This window comes from Streptomyces sp. NPDC024698, assembly GCF_055559015.1.
Genome location: NZ_JBVHLK010000006.1, coordinates 220,473 through 241,050, shown reverse-complemented (window position 1 = coordinate 241,050; position 20,578 = coordinate 220,473). Strand labels below are relative to the sequence as shown.

21 protein-coding genes are annotated in these 20,578 nt (G+C 71.5%); 6 read left to right on the top strand and 15 right to left on the bottom strand.

The genetic code is table 11. From position 1 onward, the window contains the following. Positions 1 to 69: 69 nt before the first annotated feature. Positions 70 to 396 carry a hypothetical protein gene (locus ACZ4AA_RS16690; RefSeq protein WP_339133881.1) on the bottom strand — a complete coding sequence of 109 codons (327 nt, stop codon included), beginning with the start codon at positions 394 to 396 and terminating at the stop codon, positions 70 to 72. Between the two features lie 316 nt (positions 397 to 712). Here ACZ4AA_RS16690 and ACZ4AA_RS16685 point away from each other — a divergent pair, with 316 nt between their 5' ends. The 5 genes from ACZ4AA_RS16685 (at position 713) to ACZ4AA_RS16665 (ending at position 6,001) form a co-directional block, all read left to right on the top strand. Further along, positions 713 to 1,681, top strand: coding sequence for an STM4015 family protein (locus tag ACZ4AA_RS16685; RefSeq protein WP_467601802.1), 969 nt, complete (start codon positions 713 to 715; stop codon positions 1,679 to 1,681). A gap of 27 nt (positions 1,682 to 1,708) precedes the next feature. Next, positions 1,709 to 2,872 (top strand): STM4014 family protein, encoded by a 1,164-nt coding sequence (locus ACZ4AA_RS16680; RefSeq protein ID WP_467601798.1) that lies wholly within the window; start codon positions 1,709 to 1,711, stop codon positions 2,870 to 2,872. Between the two features lie 73 nt (positions 2,873 to 2,945). Then, a complete protein-coding gene (locus ACZ4AA_RS16675) occupies positions 2,946 to 3,752 on the top strand; it encodes an STM4013/SEN3800 family hydrolase (protein ID WP_467602475.1) in 807 nt (268 codons plus the stop codon). Next, complete coding sequence (locus ACZ4AA_RS16670) at positions 3,749 to 5,104, top strand: STM4012 family radical SAM protein (RefSeq protein ID WP_467601794.1); 1,356 nt, start codon at positions 3,749 to 3,751, stop codon at positions 5,102 to 5,104. Before ACZ4AA_RS16675 ends, ACZ4AA_RS16670 begins: the two co-directional genes overlap by 4 nt. 6 nt (positions 5,105 to 5,110) lie before the next feature. Further along, positions 5,111 to 6,001, top strand: coding sequence for an STM4011 family radical SAM protein (locus ACZ4AA_RS16665; RefSeq protein WP_467601791.1), 891 nt, complete (start codon positions 5,111 to 5,113; stop codon positions 5,999 to 6,001). A 123-nt stretch (positions 6,002 to 6,124) separates the two neighbouring features. On the opposite strand, the gene ACZ4AA_RS16660 is transcribed toward ACZ4AA_RS16665, so the two are convergent. The 14 genes from ACZ4AA_RS16660 to ACZ4AA_RS16595 form a co-directional block, all read right to left on the bottom strand. After that, positions 6,125 to 6,853, bottom strand: coding sequence for a polyamine aminopropyltransferase (locus ACZ4AA_RS16660; RefSeq protein ID WP_467601788.1), 729 nt, complete (start codon positions 6,851 to 6,853; stop codon positions 6,125 to 6,127). Between the two features lie 232 nt (positions 6,854 to 7,085). Next, the gene (locus tag ACZ4AA_RS16655) at positions 7,086 to 7,745 is read right to left on the bottom strand and encodes a hypothetical protein (protein WP_467601785.1); all 660 of its coding nucleotides are present in this window, start codon (positions 7,743 to 7,745) and stop codon (positions 7,086 to 7,088) included. Between the two features lie 171 nt (positions 7,746 to 7,916). Next, entirely contained in the window at positions 7,917 to 8,660 is a 744-nt protein-coding gene (locus ACZ4AA_RS16650; protein WP_467601782.1) for a class I SAM-dependent methyltransferase, read from the bottom strand. 121 nt (positions 8,661 to 8,781) lie between these two features. Beyond that, entirely contained in the window at positions 8,782 to 9,789 is a 1,008-nt protein-coding gene (locus ACZ4AA_RS16645) for a patatin-like phospholipase family protein (protein WP_467601779.1), read from the bottom strand. Between the two features lie 294 nt (positions 9,790 to 10,083). Beyond that, complete coding sequence (locus tag ACZ4AA_RS16640; protein ID WP_467601776.1) at positions 10,084 to 11,982, bottom strand: FHA domain-containing protein; 1,899 nt, start codon at positions 11,980 to 11,982, stop codon at positions 10,084 to 10,086. A gap of 247 nt (positions 11,983 to 12,229) precedes the next feature. Further along, the gene (locus ACZ4AA_RS16635) at positions 12,230 to 12,460 is read right to left on the bottom strand and encodes a DUF397 domain-containing protein (RefSeq protein ID WP_467601773.1); all 231 of its coding nucleotides are present in this window, start codon (positions 12,458 to 12,460) and stop codon (positions 12,230 to 12,232) included. A 221-nt stretch (positions 12,461 to 12,681) separates the two neighbouring features. Then, positions 12,682 to 13,692, bottom strand: a complete 1,011-nt coding sequence (locus tag ACZ4AA_RS16630; RefSeq protein WP_467601770.1) for an ACP S-malonyltransferase — start codon at positions 13,690 to 13,692, stop codon at positions 12,682 to 12,684. 104 nt (positions 13,693 to 13,796) lie between these two features. Continuing rightward, positions 13,797 to 14,510, bottom strand: coding sequence for an alpha/beta hydrolase (locus tag ACZ4AA_RS16625; RefSeq protein WP_467602473.1), 714 nt, complete (start codon positions 14,508 to 14,510; stop codon positions 13,797 to 13,799). Positions 14,511 to 14,515: 5 nt separating this feature from the next. Further along, positions 14,516 to 15,829, bottom strand: a complete 1,314-nt coding sequence (locus tag ACZ4AA_RS16620; RefSeq protein ID WP_467601767.1) for a beta-ketoacyl-[acyl-carrier-protein] synthase family protein — start codon at positions 15,827 to 15,829, stop codon at positions 14,516 to 14,518. After that, positions 15,826 to 17,154: a beta-ketoacyl synthase N-terminal-like domain-containing protein gene (locus tag ACZ4AA_RS16615; protein ID WP_467601765.1), complete on the bottom strand. Its 1,329-nt coding sequence runs from the start codon at positions 17,152 to 17,154 to the stop codon at positions 15,826 to 15,828. Before ACZ4AA_RS16615 ends, ACZ4AA_RS16620 begins: the two co-directional genes overlap by 4 nt. Then, positions 17,144 to 17,950, bottom strand: coding sequence for an SDR family NAD(P)-dependent oxidoreductase (locus tag ACZ4AA_RS16610; RefSeq protein WP_151467366.1), 807 nt, complete (start codon positions 17,948 to 17,950; stop codon positions 17,144 to 17,146). The genes ACZ4AA_RS16615 and ACZ4AA_RS16610 overlap by 11 nt, the downstream gene beginning before the upstream one ends. Next, complete coding sequence (locus tag ACZ4AA_RS16605; protein ID WP_467601762.1) at positions 17,950 to 18,423, bottom strand: MaoC family dehydratase; 474 nt, start codon at positions 18,421 to 18,423, stop codon at positions 17,950 to 17,952. Before ACZ4AA_RS16605 ends, ACZ4AA_RS16610 begins: the two co-directional genes overlap by 1 nt. 25 nt (positions 18,424 to 18,448) lie before the next feature. Then, positions 18,449 to 19,201, bottom strand: a complete 753-nt coding sequence (locus ACZ4AA_RS16600; protein ID WP_467601759.1) for a 3-oxoacyl-ACP reductase family protein — start codon at positions 19,199 to 19,201, stop codon at positions 18,449 to 18,451. Between the two features lie 7 nt (positions 19,202 to 19,208). Then, positions 19,209 to 19,478: a phosphopantetheine-binding protein gene (locus ACZ4AA_RS16595; RefSeq protein ID WP_467601756.1), complete on the bottom strand. Its 270-nt coding sequence runs from the start codon at positions 19,476 to 19,478 to the stop codon at positions 19,209 to 19,211. A gap of 343 nt (positions 19,479 to 19,821) precedes the next feature. On the opposite strand from ACZ4AA_RS16595, the gene ACZ4AA_RS16590 reads away from it, so the two are divergent. Then, a complete protein-coding gene (locus ACZ4AA_RS16590; protein ID WP_467601754.1) occupies positions 19,822 to 20,466 on the top strand; it encodes a helix-turn-helix domain-containing protein in 645 nt (214 codons plus the stop codon). The last annotated feature ends 112 nt before the right edge of the window (positions 20,467 to 20,578 follow it).

Below are 20,578 nucleotides of genomic sequence, written 5' to 3'. Positions count from 1 at the left end.
GCCGAACGCGCCGATCCCGTGCCGGTGTTCACCGCTCCGCAGCCGGAGCCGCGGCCAATCGCCGAGCCGTCAGTCGGCGACGATCCGCACCGAGCCCGGTACGTACTCCCGCTGGCGGATCACCCGGTACCAGCCCTTGGGGAGCGATATCGCCGCGTGTTCCTCGTGCACGACCCGCGCCCCGTCCGGAACGTGCAGCAGCATCGGTCCGAACACCCCGCCGTCCCGGATCAGACGCCCGGGACCGACCACCGCGTGGGCGTGTCCGGTGACCTCGCCGAGGGCCAGCACGAGCCGTCCGCGGCCGTCGCGGGGCTCGGACGCCGCGTCCACCGCATGATCCGGCACGGCCTTCTCGTCCAACGGCACGATGAGCACGTCTCCTTGACGGAACATGGGTCTCCCTCCCGACGCGGCACGAGGTGTGCCATGGAAGAACCGTAGAGGCGACCACTGACAATCGGCCTCGGGACCGGGCACGTACCCCCGGTGACCAGGCGTCATGTCCGTGGTGACCGCGTGCCGTGCCCCGGTCCTGGCGGGTCCGGACGGTCGCCCGGCCGCCGCTCCCCCGCCGGTCGTCCCCAGGTGCCGACCCCTGTTCGCCGTGATGTCAGTGGGGCTTGGTAGAACTCGTCTACCGGGTGCGGTCCGCGCGCTCCGGAACTCTCCACCACGACCGTCGATCCACCGCACGAAGGAGTGGGCGCGCATGACCATCCACAGGCACCTCGAGGAGTTCCACGGCCTGCCGGCCTTCACCTTCCCGGACGCCGACGACAAGTCGCCCGGGGCCACCTCACTCCCCTCGCCCGAATCCGTCGCCTGGCGCATCGCCGTGGACGCCTACGACAGCGAGGAGGAGTGGGAGGACGCCTTCGCCCGCTTCCTCGCGGCCGTGGACACCGAGCGGGTGAAGGCAATCGTCGTCGGCGCGTGGAGCGAGGTGTACGACACCTCCCCCGACGCCGTGATCACGGCGCTGGTGGCCGCGCGCGACCGGCTGCCTGCGCTCCGGGCACTGTTTCTCGCCGACATCGTCGGGGAGGAGTGCGAGATCTCCTGGATCGTCCAGGGCGATGTCTCGCCGCTGCTGGAGGCCTTCCCCGACCTGGAGGAGTTCGGCGTCCGGGGCGGGAACGGGCTGGTGTTCCCCGCTCTGCGGCACGAGCGGCTGCGCACGCTGACCGTCGAGAGCGGCGGTATGCCCGTCGCGGCGGTGCGCGGTGTCGCCGGCAGCGATCTGCCCGCCCTGGAGCGGCTCGACCTGTGGCTGGGCACGTCCGAGTACGGGGGTGACGCCGATGTCGCCGACCTGGAGCCGTTCTTCGCGGGGACACGACTGCCCGCTCTGACCCGCCTCGGTCTGCGCAACAGCGAGATCCAGGACGGCATCTGCAGGGCGCTGGCCTCGGCTCCGGTCGTCGCGCGCCTCACGCACCTCGACATCTCCATGGGTGTCCTCACCGACGACGGCGCGACGGCCCTGCTCTCGGGCCAGCCGCTGACGCACCTCCAAGTGCTCGACCTGCACCACAACTACCTCGGCGCGGAGGTGCGGAAGCGCCTGCTGGAGACGCTGGAGCCCGCCGGTGTCACGGTCAGCGCCGACCAGGACGACGCGGAGTCCGATGAGGAGGAGGACGGAACGGTCTGGCGTTTCGTCGCGGTCGGCGAGTAGCGCCGGAACGGAGAACGAGGAGGCGGGATGGGCGGGTTGCGACCGAAAGGCGCGCCGGTGAAGTGGGCGGTCGTGGCCAACGGGGAGAACCGCCGGGTGGCCCTGTTCAGAGCGGCGGCCGAGGCGGCGGGCTCCGGCTCGCCCCGGGTGGTCGAGTGGCGGGACGTCCTGCGCGACGGCGGGCACGACTTCGCCGACGACGAGGTCGTGCGGCTGGACTCCCCCGGCGAGGACCCCGAGGTGGACCGGCTGTTGCGCGGTGTCGGCGAGCCGACCAGGGTGGAGGGCTCCGCCCGCTGGTACGCGCGCTTCATGGACTGCGTGGGTTCGCTGCGCGGCGGCCGGCGGCTCGACGACCCGGCCGAGCTGGCCGTGCTCTTCGACAAGCGGCTGTGCCACGCACGTCTCGACGCGGCGGGCGTGCCGGTGCCCCCCTCCCCCACCTCCGGGGTCCGCCCGGCGGTGGAGGACTGGAACGGCGTCCGGGACCTCATGGCGGAGGCCGCGCTGCGGCGGGTCTTCGTCAAGCTCGCGCACGGTTCGTCCGCGTCGGGTGTGCTGGCCGTCGAGACGACCGCCTCCGGCCGGATCCGGGCCACCACCTCCGTCGAACGCACGGCGGACGGCGACCTCCACAACTCCCTGCGGATCCGCCGCTACACGGAGGAGGCGCGGATCGCCGCGATCGTGGACAAGCTCGCTCCGGACGGACTGCACATCGAGCGCTGGCTGCCGAAGGCCTCGCTCGGCAGCAGATCGGCGGACCTGCGCATCGTGGTCGTGGCCGGGCGCGCGACCCACGCGGTGGTCCGCACGAGCCGCTCCCCCCTGACCAATCTGCATCTGGGCGGGGCACGCGGCGATCTCGCGGCCGTGCGCGCACTGGCCGGAGACCGGTGGTCGCAGGCCCTCTCCATCAGCGAACGGGCCGCCGCCTGCTTCCCCGGCACCCTGTGCGTGGGCGTCGATCTGCTGCCCGCCGTCGGCTGGCGCCGGTTCGCCGTCGGCGAGGTCAACGCCTTCGGTGATCTGCTCCCCCGCCTGACCGGCCTGCCGGGCAGCGGCGCCGAGGGGCTGGACACGTACGCGGCACAGATCGCGGCGTTCCGTACGCTCTCCACCGACCGGTTCCCCCCGCGGCCGGCTCCCCCGCTCGACACCCCTGCCAGGACAGCACATGCCTCAGCCTGAACCCGACCGCACACCGGCCCCGACACCTCCCGCCCCCGGACCCGCCGAGCCCGGACCGTCCGCGACACCGGACATGAACGAGGTGGTGGGCCGGGACGACCTGCTCCTGCTCACCCTGGACACCCTTCGGCACGACGTGGCCGTCGAACTCGCCGCGGCCGGCCGGCTGCCGAACCTGACGGCGCATCTGCCCGGCGGCACATGGGAGCGGCGGCACGCGCCGGGGAACTTCACCTACGCCTCCCACCAGGCCATGTTCGCGGGCTTCCTACCCACCCCCGCGGCACCGGGACCGCATCCGCGGCTGTTCGCCGCACGGTTCGCGGGCAGCGAGACGACCGCGGGCCGCACGTTCGTCTTCGACACCCCTGACCTGGTGTCCGGCCTCGCCGCGCACGGCTACCGCACGGTGTGCGTCGGGGGCGTCGGCTTCTTCAACAAGCAGGGCGCACTGGGGAGCGTGCTGCCCGGACTCTTCCAGGAGAGCCACTGGGAGCCGGAGTTCGGGGTCGCGTCGCCCACCTCCTTCGAGGCACAGGTCTCCCGGGCGGAGAAGACGGTCGCCGAACTCCCCGCGGATCAGCGGCTGTTCCTGTTCCTGAACGCGTCGGCGCTGCACCAGCCGAACTGGTTCCACCTGCCCGGTGCCACCCGTGAGGCGGGCGACAGCCGCGCCACCCACGCGGCGGCCCTGGAGTACATCGACGCCCATGTCGGACGGCTGTTCCGCGCGATGAGCTCGCGCCGCCGCTGCTTCGCCATCGTCTGCTCCGATCACGGCACGGCCTACGGGGACGACGGCTACACCGGCCACCGTCTCGGTCACGACTGCGTGTGGACCGTGCCCTACAGCCACTTCTTCCTGGAGCCGACCGTATGACGCTCGCCCCCGCGGCCGCCCCGACCGGCCTGCCGCGCCCGTACCAGAGCTACACCTACGCCTATCCGCACAAGACCGCGTACCGGCCCCTCGATCCCCGCCCCGCGCTGAAGGACCTGTGGGCCGGGGAGCCCCGGCGGTCGCTTTCCCTCTATCTGCACATCCCGTTCTGCGAGGTCCGCTGCGGTTTCTGCAATCTGTTCACGCGGATCGGCGCTCCCGGCGACCTGACGGGACGCTATCTGGACGCGGTGCGCCGCCAGGCCGCCGCGATGCGTGAGGCACTGGGCGACGCCGAGACTCCCCGTTTCGCCAACGCCGCGTTCGGGGGCGGCACACCGACGTTCCTGGAGGCCGCCGAGCTGGAGCGGCTGTGCGACATCGCCGAGCAGGAGATGGGGGCCGATCTCCGCGCGATCCCGCTGTCCGTCGAGGCCTCGCCGTCCACGGCCACGGCGGACCGGCTGGCCGTGCTGGTCGAGCGCGGCGCCACCCGGCTCAGCCTCGGGGTGCAGAGCTTCGTCGAGGAGGAGTCCCGTGCCGCCGTCCGGCCGCAGCGCCGCTCCGAGGTGGAGGCGGCGCTCGCGCGGATACGCGACGCGGCCGTCCCGGTCCTCAACATCGATCTGATCTACGGCATCGACGGCCAGACCGCGGCCAGTTGGCGCCACTCGCTGGACGCGGCCCTGGCCTGGCGCCCCGAGGAGATCTATCTCTACCCCCTGTACATCCGTCCCCTCACCGGCCTCGGCCGGCACGCCGACGCGCGGACGGCCGATCTGGAGTGGGACGAACAGCGGCTGCGCCGGTATCGGGAGGGCCGCGACCATCTGCTGGCCCACGGCTATGAACAGGTGTCGATGCGCATGTTCCGGCGCGCGGACGCGCCACCGCAGGGACCGGACGACTACGCCTGCCAGACCGACGGGATGATCGGCCTCGGCTGTGGCGCCCGTTCGTACACCTCCACGCTGCACTACTCCTTCGACTACGCGGTGTCGATGCGGGAGATCCGCGGGATCATCGACGACTACACCGCCACCGAGGACTTCTCTCACGCGCTGCACGGCCGACGGGTCGACGAGGACGAGGCGCGGCGCCGGCATCTGCTCCAGTCCCTGCTCCAGGCCGAGGGCCTGCCCGTCGCGGACTACCGGCTGCGCTTCGGATCGGACCCGTACGCCGACTTCCCGTCCGAGATCGGGACACTGGGCGCGCGGGGATGGCTCTCGCACCGGGACGGGGACCGGCTCCGTCTCTCCGACGAGGGGCTCGCCCACTCGGACGCGATCGGGCCCGAGTTCTTCTCCCCCATCGTGCGGGACGCCATGGCCGCCTACGAGATGAAGTGAGGACCGGTGGACCTGACGATCCTGTACCGCGGCCCGCTGGCCTCCTGCGACTACGACTGTCCGTACTGCCCGTTCGCCAAGCGCCGTGACACGACCGCGCAGCTGCGAGCGGACCGTGCGGCGCTGGAACGGTTCACCGCCTGGGCGGGCGAGCAGCGGGAGGACCGCCTCTCGGTGCTGTTCACCCCGTGGGGCGAGGGGCTGGTCCGCTCCTGGTACCGCCGCACCCTGGTGGAGTTGTCGCATCAGCCTCACGTCCGGCGTGTGGCCATCCAGACGAATCTCAGCTGCCGCACCGACTGGCTGGAGGCGGCGAACCGGGACAGCGTGGCCCTGTGGTGCACGTACCACCCCGGGCAGACACCGCACGAACGGTTCGTCGCCAAGACACGGGAGCTCGGCGAACTGGGCGTCCGTTTCAGTGTCGGCGTCGTCGGCCTGCCCGAGCACCGGGAACCCGCGCGCAGACTCCGCGCGGAGCTCCCGGAGCAGGTGTACCTGTGGGTGAACGCCGCCGAGGGCCACACCTACACGGACGAACAGGCCTCCGAGTGGACCGCGCTCGACCCGCTCTTCCCCTTCAGCCGCCACCCGCACCGGTCGGCGGGCCTGCCCTGCCGCACCGGCGAGTCCGTCATCTCGGTGGACGGCGAGGGAAGGGTGAGCCGCTGCCACTTCGTCCGGACGGAGCTGGGCCGCCTGTACGACGGCTCCTACCGCGCCGCGCTCGCCCCGCGCCCCTGCCCGCTGGCCCAGTGCGACTGCCACATCGGCTATGTGCACCTGGAGACGCTGCCGCTGTACGACGTCTTCGCGGGCGGCGTACTGGAACGCGTCCCGCGGGAACTGCCGGACCGGACGCCGCTTCCCGTGGTCTCCGTGACCGGCTCCGCTTGAGGGCCGGACCGGGCCGCGTCGGGTCAGGCAGGGCCGCCGCGGGTCAGGCCGGGCCGTGTCGGTTCGGCCCCCGTCGGGTCAGGTCAGGGCCTGGTCCGGCGGCCGTCAGGTCCCGGGGTGCTGTCAGCCGTCGCGCCGTCGTCCGATGTAGACCGTGTTGGCGGCGGTCCCGCCCTGAAGCGGATTGTCGAAATCCACGACGTGCGCCGCGGTGTCCGTGAAGACGTTCGCCAACACCGCCTCGAACGCGCTGTCCGGCGGGTCGTTCGACCACAGGGCGAACACACCGCCGGGCTGGAGCAGTTCGGCCAGATCCGTCAGGCCGGCCGGTGTGTAGAGCGCGGCATGGGAGGGGTGCAGCACGTGGCGCGGTGAGTGGTCGACGTCCAGGAGGATCGCGTGGAATCGGCGGCCCGGGTGGTCGGGGTCGAGACCGCGCGGCGCGTCCCCGGTGGTCATCGCGAAGAAGTCCCCGCGCACCAGACGGCACCGGGCATCGGACGCGAGACCCTCGCCCAGGGGGACGAGCCCCCGCCGGTGCCAGTCGATCACTTCGGCCAGGGTGTCGACGACGACGAGCGAACGTACGCGGGGATCGTCCAGGGCCGTCCTGGCCGTGTACCCGAGACCGAGTCCGCCCACCACGACGTCGAGCGGGCCCTCGGACAGTTCGGCCAGACCGAGCCGGGCCAGTTCGATCTCCCCCGTGGTGAAGAGACTGGACATCAGGTACTCGTCGCCGAGTTTCACCTCGTACACGTCCTCGCCCGACAGCGGATCCCGCCGGCGGCGCAGGCTGATCTCACCCATGGGCGTCGGCCGCCAGTCGATCTCCTCGAAACGCGCGCTCATCCGTTGCCTTTCTCCCCGGTCCCGCCCCACCCTCGCGGTCGGGGGACGGTCACCGGCGCCGAGCGCCCCGGCCGGGGCGACGCGGGCGCAAGGAGGCCGCACCGCCCGGCTCGGGCCCGACGCTGTGGAGGATCTTCACACGGGAACGCCGCCGGCGGGTGGCCAAACGGTCGTACGGCACCGGATCGGGTCGGTTCGGGTGGCGCTCTCGCCGTTCGCGCACCTCACCCCGTCAGGACTCCGCGGCGGCCTCGCTGATGTCCCGGTGCATATGGCCCATGAGTTCGCCCATCTCGCGCACGTCGGCACCGGGCGACTCGGCGTTCTCCGCCGCGCCGCGCAGCCAGTCGGCGGTCGCCAGAGCCAGCGCCACGGCGTCTTCCACCCGGTCGTCGCCGAGGAGTTGCTCGACCTTGAAGGCGAGGCTGCCCAGGGTTTCGGCGTTGGTCTCCGGCACCAGGTAGCCGCGCAGCCCGACGGGGAAGGGGTCCTGGGCTCGGGCGTGCCGGAGGGCCTCCAGCACGGCAGGGTCCTCGCTGTACTGGTCGAGATGGCCGAGAAGGACGTAGATCCGCGCGATCAGCCGCGGCCGGCCGGGGTGCTGGTCCAGCCATGCCATCAACTGCTGCTGGCCACCGAGGTGGTCGACGACCGGGGTGAGGGCCTCCACCGACTTGGTGGGGAGGTCCCAGTGATGCGGAAGCATACGGGCGATCTCGTCGGCCAGGCTCGCCTCGTCCTCGGCGTCGAGCGTCCCGGCGGTGAAACCGCCGACCTTCGCGGTGTCCAGGGTGAACCCGTCGGGCAGCTCGGCCCGACGTTCGCGGCCCGACGAACCGTGCCGTCGGCGCAGCAGTTCGCCGACGCTCTTGAGGAGCGGCAATTCGTGCACGAAACCTCCTGATGAACGCGCTCAGGGCCGGGCTCAGGGCGACACCCTCACCCTGCCGCCCGGCTGCCGGGTCCGCGCGCCCGGTGACCCGGACGGGTGCGGGGCCGGGACGTCCGTGCGACGGGGTGAGGGTCTCGGCGGGACCCGGTTCGGTGGCTGTCCGGGCGAGGGTCAGACGTCCGCAACCAGGAGGCGGTAGCCGACGTCGAAGGTGTCGAGTGCGAGCAGATCGGCTTGGCGCCGGTGCCAATGGCCGGTCTTCAGGTCGTCGGTGAGCGCTGCGAGGCCAGGGGCGAGGGTGTCCTCTCCCGTCTGCGCGAACATGGAGATCCCGGCGCGCACGTGGGGGTCGAGGTAGGCGTGGGGTCTGCGCCAGTACGCGGCGCCGAACCCGTCCGTGCAGTCGTGCGGCACGTGAACGGCCTCCTCATGTGCCCCGCCGAGCAGGGTGGAGAGCCGGTCCATCGGGACGGCCCGGCTGTCGTCGAACGCCGCGGCCTCGGGAAGGTAGTCGCGTACGAGCCAGAACCTCTCGCGGAACATCTCCTGGTCCCAGGTCAGGATGACGATACGACGGCGCGCGACCCGGCGGAGTTCGGCGATGCCGGCCACGAGGTCGGTCCAGTGGTGGACGGTCAGCAGTGCCATGACGGCGTCGGCGGCGTCGTCGCGCAGCGGAAGGTGTTCGGCGACCGCGCACACGGCGGGCGCTGCTCCGCGGGGGCGCTGGTCGATCATGATCTGGCTGGGCTCGACGGCGAGAACCGTCTGCCGCGGCTCGTAGGAACCGGTGCCCGCCCCTACGTTGATCACGGTCCCGGCGTCCCCGAGCGCTGCGTGCACCTGCGCGCCGATCCGCGGATCCGGCTGCCGGGTCCGGCCGTACGTCGCACCGAGCGTGTCATAGATGGCCATGATGGCCATGCTTCCCAGTATGACGAAGGAGCCACCCTCCGTGGGCCCGCTCCGCGCGCGGGACTCGGGCCCTGTGACGGTCCGGGTTCCTCGTCCGGCCGGACCGGACGGCGGAGGGGGGTCAGCGGTCGGTGGCCGCCGGGGGCTCGCCCGTGCCGTACAGACGACCGTAGGTGTCGTGCACAGCGGTGCGTCCGGCTTCCAGGGCGCTTTCCAGGAGGTCGCCCTCACGTGCCAGGCGGCCGACGACCGGTGACTCCGGGGCGGGCCGGATCGAGACGACGGCCGCGTGGTCGGCCAGGAGGGCGTCGTCCTGGGCCAGCCGTGTCTCGCGGTCGAGGAACACCTGGCGCAGGACCTCGGGCTCACGCCGCAGCACCGTCCTCGCGATGAGCGCGGCGGAGCGGGAGGGGCGTGCGCCGTCGATCGCCCGGCGCGATCGCAGCACCATGACATGGGTCGCCCCCTGGGCCAGCGCGGTGCGGTAGGGCACCGACTCGGAGACGCCCGCGTCGTAGTACCTGCGCCCCCGCAGCGTGACCGGTTCGCCCGCGAGGAGCGGAAGGGAGGCACTGGCCCGCAGCGCGAGACGCAGCTCCGCGGCGTCACCGATGAAGGGCCGCAGATCGGTGGACTCCCCGGTCTCGGCGTCGGTGGCCAGGGGGTGGTACTCGATGTCGCCGGCGAGGATCGAGGCGAAGTCCATCGGCGCGCAGTCCTGGTCGCCGTAGCGGTAGAGGACCTCGTAGAAGGCGTGCAGGTCCACGAGCGGCTTGCCGCGCAGGGGGTTCGAGCGCCGGATCAGCGTCCTGGCGTACTTGGGAACCGCCCAGAAGCGCAGCGACTGGGGGCTCGTGCTCAGCAGCCAGGCGGCGGAAGCGGCACCGGCGGAGGCTCCGTAGACGGCGTCGAAGCTGTTGGTCAGTCCCCGTTCGTGGAGGGCCAGGGCCATCCCGCCGGCGATGATGCCGCGCATCCCGCCGCCCTCGATGGCCAGGGCGACGCGGTGACCGTCGGTGCGCGCGCCGGGGAGGCTGCCGGATCTCGCCCGCTCGGTGAGCACGCGCCAGACCGGATGCGGCTCCGCGGACTCGGGCGTGCCGGCGGGGTTCGTGGCGGTCGTCGTCATCGTGGTCAGGGCTCCAGGGTGGACAGCTCGGGGGTGGTTTGCGCGCGCGGCGTCCAGCGGCGGCCGGACGGGGGCGCGCCCGCCGCCCGGATGCGTCGCCTGGCTCCCGGCGGTCGGCCGACCGCCGGTGGTCGTGTGGGCGGCGTGGCTCCTGGCCAGGTGCCACGGGGGCGCGGCGGCACGACGAGCCGATGCCGCTCGGGGCGACCGTCGGCGACAAGCGACTGAAGAGTAACTTTACCCGTGCGGTCCGGCGGCAGGCGGTGCCACTCCCCCTCGGCGGCCGGACACTCCTCAGACCTGGGCCGCCGGTTCCAGGGCCTCCACGGCCGCTGCCGCGGCGGCGGAGTCCCGGCCGTAGAAGATGTCGATGTCGACCTCCTCGCCGCCCATGGTGAGGGTGTCCCAGGCGCCGCTGAGCACCAGCATGCGAAGCGTCCTGCTCTCCAGGGTCCCCAGCCGTTCCAGGATGGCCTCGTCGTCCGGCATGCCCTCCATGCGTGTCGCCAGCCGCGTACGGATCCCGCGCAGCCGTTCGAGGAGCGTCGCGGTGTCGGCCTCGCGATCCGGCTCCTCGGTGATGCCGTCGATGCCGTGCGCGATGATGTCCTTGATGGCCCAGGTGGCACCCTTGTCGTCGGTGGTGACCATCGCCTTCCAGGCACGGCTCTTGTGGCGGTACTGGAGCATCGACATGGCGGCCTCGTGGCGCAGGAAGTCCGCGTCCCGGAAGGGCTTGCCGTTCCAGGCTCCGTTGAGGGACCGCGCCAGCGAGATCGCCGAGGCCAGGCCGCTGTTGAGGCCCCGGCCCGGCCAGAAGTGGATGGCGTTGGCGGCGTCCCCGAGGAGGAAACCGTACGTCCCGCTGGAGTTGGCGGTGGGCGGCAGCAACTCGGCGGTGAAGCGCGGACGTTGCACCATGTCGAGGCGGAACGAGGTGACCGCGCTCAGTTCGCCCGGTTCGACGCCGAACAGCCGCAGTCCTTCGCCCACCCGCTTCCACAGGGCGGAGCCCCTGATCAGGGCCGGCAGGAACAGGGTGCTGTGCGTGGAACACCGGTAGTCACCGTGCTCGTCGCGCCCCATCAGGCAGGGACGGGAGGCGATGCACTCCTCGAAGACGCGGCGGACCGGATCGATGCCGACGACCTCCGCGATCTCCGCGTCCGTCAGCCGCATGTTCAGGAAGCCCTCGCCGCGCAAGGAGTTCAGCAGGAAGCGGTTCTGTCCGACGGTCAGCAGGACCGCCATGGGATCGGCGAGACCGGATTTCACCCGCAGGCCGAGGACCACGTCCTGGAGGTGGCGGTCGTTCAGCGAGTAGATGGATTCGTCCGCCTTGCCGAACTTGGCGGCGAAGTACTCGCGTGTGTGCGACCGTCCGCCGTCGCAGATCGCCAGAACCTGCTGGTCGGACAGCGCTTCCAGCTGTTCCTCGACACCGAAGCGGGCGGGAACGAGCCGGATGCGGCCCCGCTTCTCGTTCGCCACCTCCAGGAGCCGGTCCTCGATGTAGGCGATCCGCAGGTTGCGCGGGTGGTGGTCGCCGATGGAGTCGGGGCCCGAGGGCCACATCTCGGTGTAGCTGTCCGGGTCGAAGAGCCGGGTCTGCACCTCCTCGGGCAGACTGAGGTACTGGCGGCTCTGCACGGTCACCACCTGCTGGCGCCGCACGTTGCCCTGGCTCTCGTCCTTCCAGACGATCTTGCGGCCCTGCTTGCGCCAACGGCCGTCGTAGACGGTGATGTTCACCTGTCCACCGAGGAAGTGCTCAAGGAGCAGGGCGAGCGACAGGCCGACGGGGCCACCGCCCGCGATGGTGACCCGCAGCACCGGCCCGTGTTCGGTCTCCTCCTCGCCGCGCGTCAACGACCTGGGCAGGGAGAGCGCCATGATCGTCTCCATGGCGTCGGCGACCTCGAACCGGAACTCCTGGTCACCGATGGAGATGTCGTCCCCGGGCTTGAGGAGCTGGGAGTCGATCTCCTCGCCGTTGACCAGGGTGCCGTTGCTGCTGCCGCAGTCGCGCAGCACGTAGCCCTGTGTGTCGTCCAGGACGATCTCCGCGTGGAAGCGCGAGACGCTCGGGCTGGAGAGCACGACGGTGTTCTCGGGGTTGCGCCCGAACGTGACCTGGGTGCCGATCACCGGTATCCGTTCTCCGGCCAGCAATCCTTCGCGTCCAACAAGCACCGGCGCCACGGGACTTCCTCCCCAGACTTGACGACATTGCTGCTGCCGTCGCGCCACCCCCGCGCGCAGGCCTGCGCGGACGTGACCGGGCAGACGTGCGACGTGCGGGGCGAGACGGCATTCGCTCGACGTACGGGAACGGTGAACGGTTCAGTCCGACAACGGCGTTGGATCGTTTGACCGGTACGGATGCCCCATCATGCCCGATTCCGGAGCCTTTCGGGAGAGGCTGTCGGGAGGGTGGATGTCAGGCGATGAGGAAGTCCGCTCTTCCGTCCTTGGCGCCGCCGACGAACTCGGCGAAGACCGAGGACGCGCAGATGAGGGCCGGGCCGTCCGGGTCCGTCGACTGTCTGACGGCCACGTTCCCGCCGCCGAGATGTTTGATCTCGACACAGCCTCCGTCGCTGCCCGCGCTCCAGGGCCTGCTCCACCCCTGGGTTCCTAGCTCTTCGGCGGCGTTCTCGGCGTGCTTCATCGTTCCGTCTCCTTGCGGACGTCCACCAGGGACTCCCCGGTGGACCGCGCCGTGCTCACGTCTCACGCCTCATCGGCCCCCTGGACGCGGAGCAGTCTGTCATGACCTTCCCCTTCGCGGACAGGTCCCCCGATGCCCCGTGCCGTCACGCGCGGGTCCGAACTCCGCTCACGCCTACGGGAGTTGACTGGAGGGGCTCGTGTTCCCGGTTCCTCTCTCCGTCACCGCCACCACTCGGCCGCGAGCGCGTCGACGTGTGCCGGAGTGGCGACGGAGCGGACCGGGATCTCTTCGGGCAGCGCTCTGCGGGCGAGGTTGGCCAGCGTGGAGCCGGGGCCGACCTCGACGAGACGGAGGGGGCCGCGGGCGGTGGCGAGGAGGGTGCTCATGGAGCCGGCCCAGCGTACGGGCAGGACGAGTTGACGGACCATCAATGTCCTCCAGCGTTCATGGTCGTGGAGGTGCGCGCGGGCATCGACGTTCGCGATCACCGAGCAACGCCCCGGGTGAAGCGGTGTACGGGCGACGGCCTCGGCCAGACGCGGGGCTGCCGGAGCCATCAAGGGCGTGTGGAACGCGCCGCCGACCGGGATGCGGAGGGTGCGTACGCCGTCGCGCGCGGCCTCCTCGGCCAGCGCCTCCACGTCCTCGACGGCGCCGGAGATCACGACCTGTTCCGCGCCGTTGACGTTGGCCACCCACACACGCGCCCCCCGCCCGGCCCGCAGGCGGGCGGCGAGTCGCCGCGCCCTGGGCGCGATGTCCTTGCCGATGAGTACCGCCATGGTGCCGGGCGTGAGCCGGTCGGCCGCTTCCATGGCCGCCCCGCGCTCGGCGACCAGCCGGACGGCGTCCTCGGGGTCCAGCACCCCGGACGCGGTCAGGGCCGCGTATTCACCGAGACTGTGCCCGGCGCACACCACGGGCCGCAGATCGCCCACCGCCGTGCGCAGCGCGTCGAGCACGACCATCTCCAGGGTGAAGGTGGCCAGTTGGGCGGCGTCGGTGCGGGTCAGTTGTTCGGCTCCCGCGTCCAGCAGCAGCCGGCCGAGATCCCGTCCCGAGATCTCGGAGAGACGGGTGACGACTTCCCAGTGCGGGGTGTCACGCCAGGGCTCGCCCATGCCGGGGCGCTGGGCTCCCTGGCCGGGGAAGAGGAGGCCGACACCGAACGGTGGGGATTCCGGCCGGGGGGCCGTCCTCGGCGACTCCTGTGACGTCGGTGCTGACACGATTCCACGTCCCTTCCCGGTACGGGTGCGCCGGACCTCCGGAACCGGGAGGGGGTCCGGTTCCGGAAGTCCGTTCGGTGTGGGGCGCGTTCGACGCCCCCGGTTCAACGGGCGTGCGCTGTCGGCCCTGCCCCGGGGACCTGGGGCACGCTGACGTCCAGGACGTCGCCGAGGAACACGGGCAGTGAGGCCCGTACTCCGGCGAACGGCTCGTGTCCGCCGGGATAGCGCTGCCAGGTCACCGGATGTCCCCAGCCGGTGAGCAGGTCCCGCAGCCGGGCGCCGCTGCGTTCGGGGACGACCCAGTCCCGTGCCCCGTGGCCGATCCACACCGGCAGCTCGCTGTTGGCGGGCGAGGGCCGGCCGGTGGGGAGCAGGGCAGGCAGGTCGGGAGGCATGAAGGGCGCGTAGAGTGCCACGCCCGCCAGCCGCCGGGTGTGGGTGAGGGCCATGGTCAGGGCGACCGTAGCTCCCTGGGAGAAGCCCGCGAGCACGATCCGTCCGGCGCCGATCCGTTCCGCCTCGGCCTCCAGCAGCGTCGTGAGCGGCCGGTGCACCGCCAGCAGCCCCTCGACGTCGATCCGGTCGATCGCGAGGAGGTTCTGCGGGAACCAGCACGGCACCGCCAATCCGCTCAGCAGGCTGGGGGCCGAGACGGGCGCGCGCGGGAACACCCCGCGCACTCCCGCCTCGGCGAGCCGGAACCGCTGGGTCACGGCCATCAGGTCGCCCGGCGTCTGGCCGATGCCGTGCAGCCAGACGACGGTGCCGCGGTGCGGCCCCGACGGGTCCGTCGTCTCGTGGTCCAGCCGGTCCATCGTGCTCACGCGGGCTGGGGTGCCGGCCGGGGCGTGGCGGGACGGCGGAAGAGCATGGAGGCGTACTGGCCGCCGAATCCGAAGGAGTTCTTCAGCACGCTGTCGACCCGTCGCCGGACCGGGGTGAGGGAGGTGCGCACATCGCAGGCCGGGTCGGGTTCGGTGGTGGTCGTGACGGGCGGGATGATCCCTCGGCACATCGTGAGGGCCGCCGCGGCCGTCTCCACGACGCCCGAGGCCGCGGAGCCGTGCCCGGTCAGTGACTTCACGGCGCTGACGTCGAGTTCGGCCGTCCGTTCGCCGAACACCCGGTGCAGCGCGCGGGCTTCGGTGACGTCGTTGAGGCGGGTGGAGGTGCCGTGGGCGTTGACGGTGTCGACGTCGTCGGGGTGCGCGCCGGCCTCTTCCAGGGCGGTCCGCATGACCCGCTCGACCATGTCGACGCTGGGGGCGGTCATATGGCGGGTGTCGACGGCAAGGCCCCAGCCGCCGATGACGGCGTACGGCTGTGTCATCCCGCGCCGGGCCGCGTGCTCGCCGGTCTCCAGGACGAGCGCGCCCGCCGACTCGTTGATGACCATGCCGGTGCGGCGCCTGTCGAAGGGCATGGAGGCGAGGGCGGGGTCGCCCTTCCAGCGCGAGAGCGCCATGAGCTGGCCGTACTGGGAGAGTACGTACGGTGTGTTGCGGGAGACCGCCGCCGACACGACCGCGTACCGGGCACGCCCCGAGCGCAGCAGCCGGGCGGCCTCGGCGATGGCGCGCAGGCCTCCGGAGCAGGTGGCTTCCAGTCGTACGGGGACGACGGCCGTTCCGAGACGGTCGGCGATCTCGCTCGGGTAGGCCGACAAGTCCCTCGTCTCGGGCGGGAGATGCCTGCCCCGCAGATGTTCGAGGACGGCGGAGGGGTCGTTGCCGATCCGGTCGTAGCGTTCGGCGAGGTCTTCCATGTGGGTGACGTAGTCCTGCGGGAACGAGCCGGTGGGGCCGGGCCACACCCGGGCGTAGACCAGGGCGGCCGGCCCGTCCTGTGCGGGCAGTTCGCCGAGCCGGGCGTCGCCGAGGGCCTGGTCGACCGCGGCGAGCATGAGGGAGTCGCCCCAGGACCGGTCGGGTGCGCCGTAGCCGGCGGCGACCTCGGCCTTCACGTCCTCCGGGATCAGTCCGGCCGTCCAGCCGCAGGGCAGTCCGGTGGTGTCCATCCGTTCTTCCCTGACGATGCCGGAGCGGCCTTCGAGGTTGGCCGACCAGAAGGTCTCGACGTCCCCGCCGATGGGGGTGATCACCCCCATGCCGGTGATGACGATGTCGTCGCTCATGTCCGTGCCTTCCCCTCGTCGGCCGGGTCCTCGTGCGTCGATGTGATGACGAGGGCTCCCGCCGCCGCCGCGTGCCGTCCGTGGGTGAAGGCCGTGATCAGCGCCGTCGGCGCCGGGCCCAGCGGGCGGGTCTCGCCCATGACCGGATCCAGGGCGCCGAGTCCGGGGTCGGGGCGGCGCAGCAGGCCCGCGGGGGGCAGTTCTGCGCGTCCGAGGCTCTCGACGACCAGGGCGGTGTCGATGAGCGCCGAGCACTCGAAGGCGTTGCCGATGGTGCCCTTGGAGCCGGTGACGGGCAGGCTCCCCGCGCGGGGCAGCACCGCCTCGGCCTCCACGCGGTCCAGGCGGGTGGAGCCAGCGCCGTGCGCCCACCACACGGTGGGGGTGGTGTCCGCCGCGGCGAGTACGGTGTCGACGACGAGCTTCGCGGAGGCCGTGATGTCGGAGGCGACCAGCACCTCGCAGCCGGCGAGCCGGGCGCGGGGCGTGCCGCGCGCGGTGTCGGCCCGCTCCAGGAGGATCGCGGCGGCGCCCTGGCCGAGCAGCGTTCCGGACCGTTCGGCGTCGAATGGGCCGGCTCCGGCCGTGGCGCGGGTGCCGAGCGGCTCGTCCTGGTCGAAGGCGGCCATCGCCGTGGTCGTCAGCGGCGGACCGACGCCCACGACGAGGACCCGGTCGAGTTCGCCGCTCTCCAACAACCGTGCGGCCAGGGCGAGTGCGCCGGTGCCGCCCGCCGCGGCCTCCCCGTAGGCCGCGACGTTGGAGCCGCGGAATCCGCTGGCCATGCAGACGAACTGGCCGAGCTGGGAGGGGATTCCGCGGATGTAGGAGTAGTCGGGGACCTCGTCGTGGAGGAACTTCGCGAGGGGCCGGGGGTCGCCGCGGTGCCGGGAGGCGAGTTGCGGGATGACGTCGCTCAGTTCGTCGCTGCTGCTGCCCACGGCCATCACGGTCCCGCCGCGGACGTCCTCCGTGTCTCCGGTGATCCCGGCCTGTTCCAGTGCCTGCCGCGCGACGGCGACGGCCCATCGGGCCGACTGGTTGGCGTACTTGCCCGCGTTGGCCCAGTCACGGCCGGCCGGCCAGGTGATCTCGGTGGTGTCGACGGAGGCCGAGGGCCAGGGCAGCGCGGGGGCGGGCCCGTCGTGGCCGCCGGTGCCGAAGAAGGTCTTGCCGGCCGCCATGGCCTCCCACAGCGGGGCCGCGCCGATGCCCGCGGGCGAGATCACGCCGATCCCGGTGACCACGACGTCGGGACGGTCCTGCCGCCCGGCGCGTTCTCCCGTCACGTCGGCCCTCCGGGCGAAGGCGCGTTCACTCGGCACGTCGGCCTCCGCCGCTGATGCCGCCCCACAGACGGTATCCGCCGTCCACGGTGATGGTCTGTCCGGCGATCCAGGACGCCTCCTCCAGGCACAGCAGGGCGACCACGTCGGCGCTGTTCTCCGGTGTCGTCATGCGGTCGCCGGGCCACGGGGAGACGGACAGTTCCTTGGTGACTCCGTGGGCGAAGTCGGGGCGGACCTTGAAGACCCCGGTCTGCACGAGTCCGGGGCGTACGCAGTTGGCGACGATGCCGTAGGGGGCCAGCTCGTAGGAGAGGTAGTCGGTCAGCGCCTCGAGTCCGGCCTTGGCCGCCGCGAAGAGCCCGGCCCGCGGGATGATGCGTGTGGTCGTGGAGTTGGTGATGGTGATGAAGCGTGCTCCCTCGCGCTCACGCATCAGCGGGAGCGCGTGCTTGGCGAGCAGCCAGGTGGCACGGGAGTTGGTGTCCTGCACGAACTGCCAGTCGCCGAGGGAGGCTTCGGCGAGCCGGGCGAACTTGGTCGCGGCCGCGTTCTGCACGAGGATGTGGAGGTCGTGATGGATCTCGCCGATCTCCGCGATCAGGTTCTCGATCTCCGCGGGCTCGCTCAGGTCGGCCCGGTGCAGGGTCACTTCCGTACCCTGCTCGCCGAGTTCTTCGGCGAGTTCCTTCGCCGGGCCCTCCCGGTCGACGTAGTTGACGGCCAAGGTGGCGCCCCAGGCCGCCAGTTTGCGGGTGATGCCCGCGCCGATGCCGCGCGAGCCGCCGGTCACCAGTGCCACCCGTCCCTTGAGCGGCTGATACTGACTGTCCATCACTGAGCCCTTTCCACGGTGGTGGTCGGCTGCGTCGCGTGCCGCTGCACGACGACGCTCATGTGTCCGATGGCGTACGTCCGGTCGTTCTCGTCGAAGACCCGGCGAGTGGTGTCGACCAGACCGATCCGGTCGTCGATCTCCTGCGCCCGGTCGGTGGCGGTGGTGAACCAGAACGGGGTGTCGGGGTACAGCGGCCTGACGAAGTCCCAGCTCAGCCTGCGCAGCCCGACGATGGCGGCCGGTGAGCCGTGCTGGACCACCCAGCCCGAGGTGATGGAGTGGATGAAGCCCCCGGGCACGATGCGCCGGCGGCGGTCCGTTCCCCTGGCGAAGTCGTCGCTGTCGTGCACCGGGTGCTTCTCCCCCATGAGATCGAGGAGTTGGTCGAGGAGCGCGCTGCTGAACACCACGGGTCCGAACCGGCGCACCGGTGCGTGCGCCAGGTCCTCCCAGTACTTCACGGACCCCATGGCCGTTCCTCCGTTCGTCCCCGGTTCACCGCGACCGCCGCCCCGGGCTGCGCATGACCATGCGGCCGCCGTCCACCGTGAACGTCTGGCCCTGGATGTAGTCGGCCTCGTCGCGGGCGAGGAAGGCGACGAGTCCGCTGATGTCCTCGGGCAGCCCCCAGCGGGTGCCGTCGCCGTCCGGGCCGAGCTGGTCGGCGACGGCCGCGGTCATCTCGGTACGGACCTTGCCGGGCGCCACGCAGTTGACCCGGATGCCCTTGCGTCCCACCTCCACGGCCAGGGCGCGGGTGAGGGCTTCCAGGCCGCCCTTGGAGGCCGCGTAGGCGCTCTGGCCCGGTCCCGGCGTACGCGCGGAGTTGGAGGAGATGTTGACGATGCGCCCCCAGCCCTGGTCCAGCATCGTCGGCAGCACCGCCCTGCTGGTCAGGAAGGGCCCGGTGAGATTGGTCCGCAGGACGTTCTCCCAGCGGTCGGTGCGGGTCACCGCCAGGAGCTGGTCGTCGATCACGGCCGCGTTGTTGACCAGGACGTGCAGCGCGCCCTCCCGCGCGGTCACCCGCTCGACCAGGCTCTCGACCGCGGCCTCGTCGCCGATGTCCGCCTGGTGCAGGACCGCGCGGCCTCCGGCGGCCTCGATCTCCTTCACCACGGCGCGCCCGGCGTCGACGGCGCTGCGGCAGACGAGGTGGACGGTGAGACCGTCGGCGGCGAGACGGTACGCGACGGCGGCGCCGATCCCCCGTGAACCACCCGTGACGAGAGCGACGCGGGCGGGCACGGCCGGCTCAGGCACGGCCGGCGGCGGCCACGACGGCCACGATCGAGGCGATGCTGCGGTGGTGCGCGTCGGCCTCGGCGTTCCACTGGTCGAGGTCGAACTCGATGCCGAAGTGCCGGTTGATGCGACGGGCGAGCTGGAGCAGGTCGAGCGAGTCGAGGCCCAGGTCCTCGACCACGGAGTGGCCGGGCTCGATGGTCTGGTCGGCGATCCCGGGCTTGACCTCCTTGAGCAGCTCGACGATTTCGGTCTGGGCGGCGTGGGACACGGTGGTCATTGCATTCCTCCGCAGTTTCGACTGGATCAGGACCGGCCGGCACCTCCGGCCGGTAAATCCATGTCAGCAGAGCGGTGAATGAGCCAGCAAGGCCGTTATGCAGCGGGATTCGGGACACTCACTGGGCCGCTTGCGCGGCGCTCGCGAAAAAGCCCATGTGGATGCACGGATCTCATCACTCCACTTCTCGGACAAAGTGAACCAAACAGCCACCGAATGAAAAGGGATACCCATGCAGGGTAAAGTAGAGTAAAGGCTCCTTGACTCCTCATCGAGCCCGTCCATAGCGTCGATCTATGTGAGCCCAAGTAAAGACCAAAACGGGCCCTCGTAGCGGTAGGCAATGCCCGTCGGTCTCGACCTCCAGGGGGAAGTGGTGGGGCGGAGCAGAACACCGATCCCGCAATCCGCGCAATGTTATGAACTGGCCCGGTGGCTGCGCGCGCTGCGTCAGCGATCCGGACTCACCTACCGGCAGATGGCCGACCTGACCGAGGGGCTGCGGATCGCGGATCCGGCCTGTTCCGCCGTCACGCTGTCCCGCGCCGACCGCGGCACCTTCCTGCCGCGCCGCCATGTCGTGGAGGCGTATGCGCAGGTCTGCGGTGCGACGCGGCGCGAGGCCCGACTGCGCTGGGAACAGGCGGCGCGTCAGTCGGGCCTCTCTCCGGACGGCCGGGAGGTCGCGTCGGTGCCGCGCGCCGGACGCCGCCTGGAGCTCGTATACCACCCGGCCCATCTCCTCGAAGCCATGCACCAGGCGCGGCTCGCCGCCGGCCAGCCGTCCCTGCGGGAAATGGAGAAGAAGGCCCGTGATCTCGGGGCAGGACCTTTGCCGCGCAGTACGGTGGCAGACATTCTGGCCGGTTTTCGCATGCCGTCGGAGGAACTGCTCGTCGCCTATGTCCAGGCATGCGGACAACACGGAACCAGGATCACCCTCTGGCGCAATGCCTGGGCGCGCGCATTCAGCGCCGACGCGGCGTGATCCGGAGTTCCGGAAATCGACTTCGGACCACAATTCAACCAACGGGAACTGCGCGCCCGGTAACACGATGACAGCGTTTTTCGACAGGAGGGTTTTGGCACATCGGCAATTT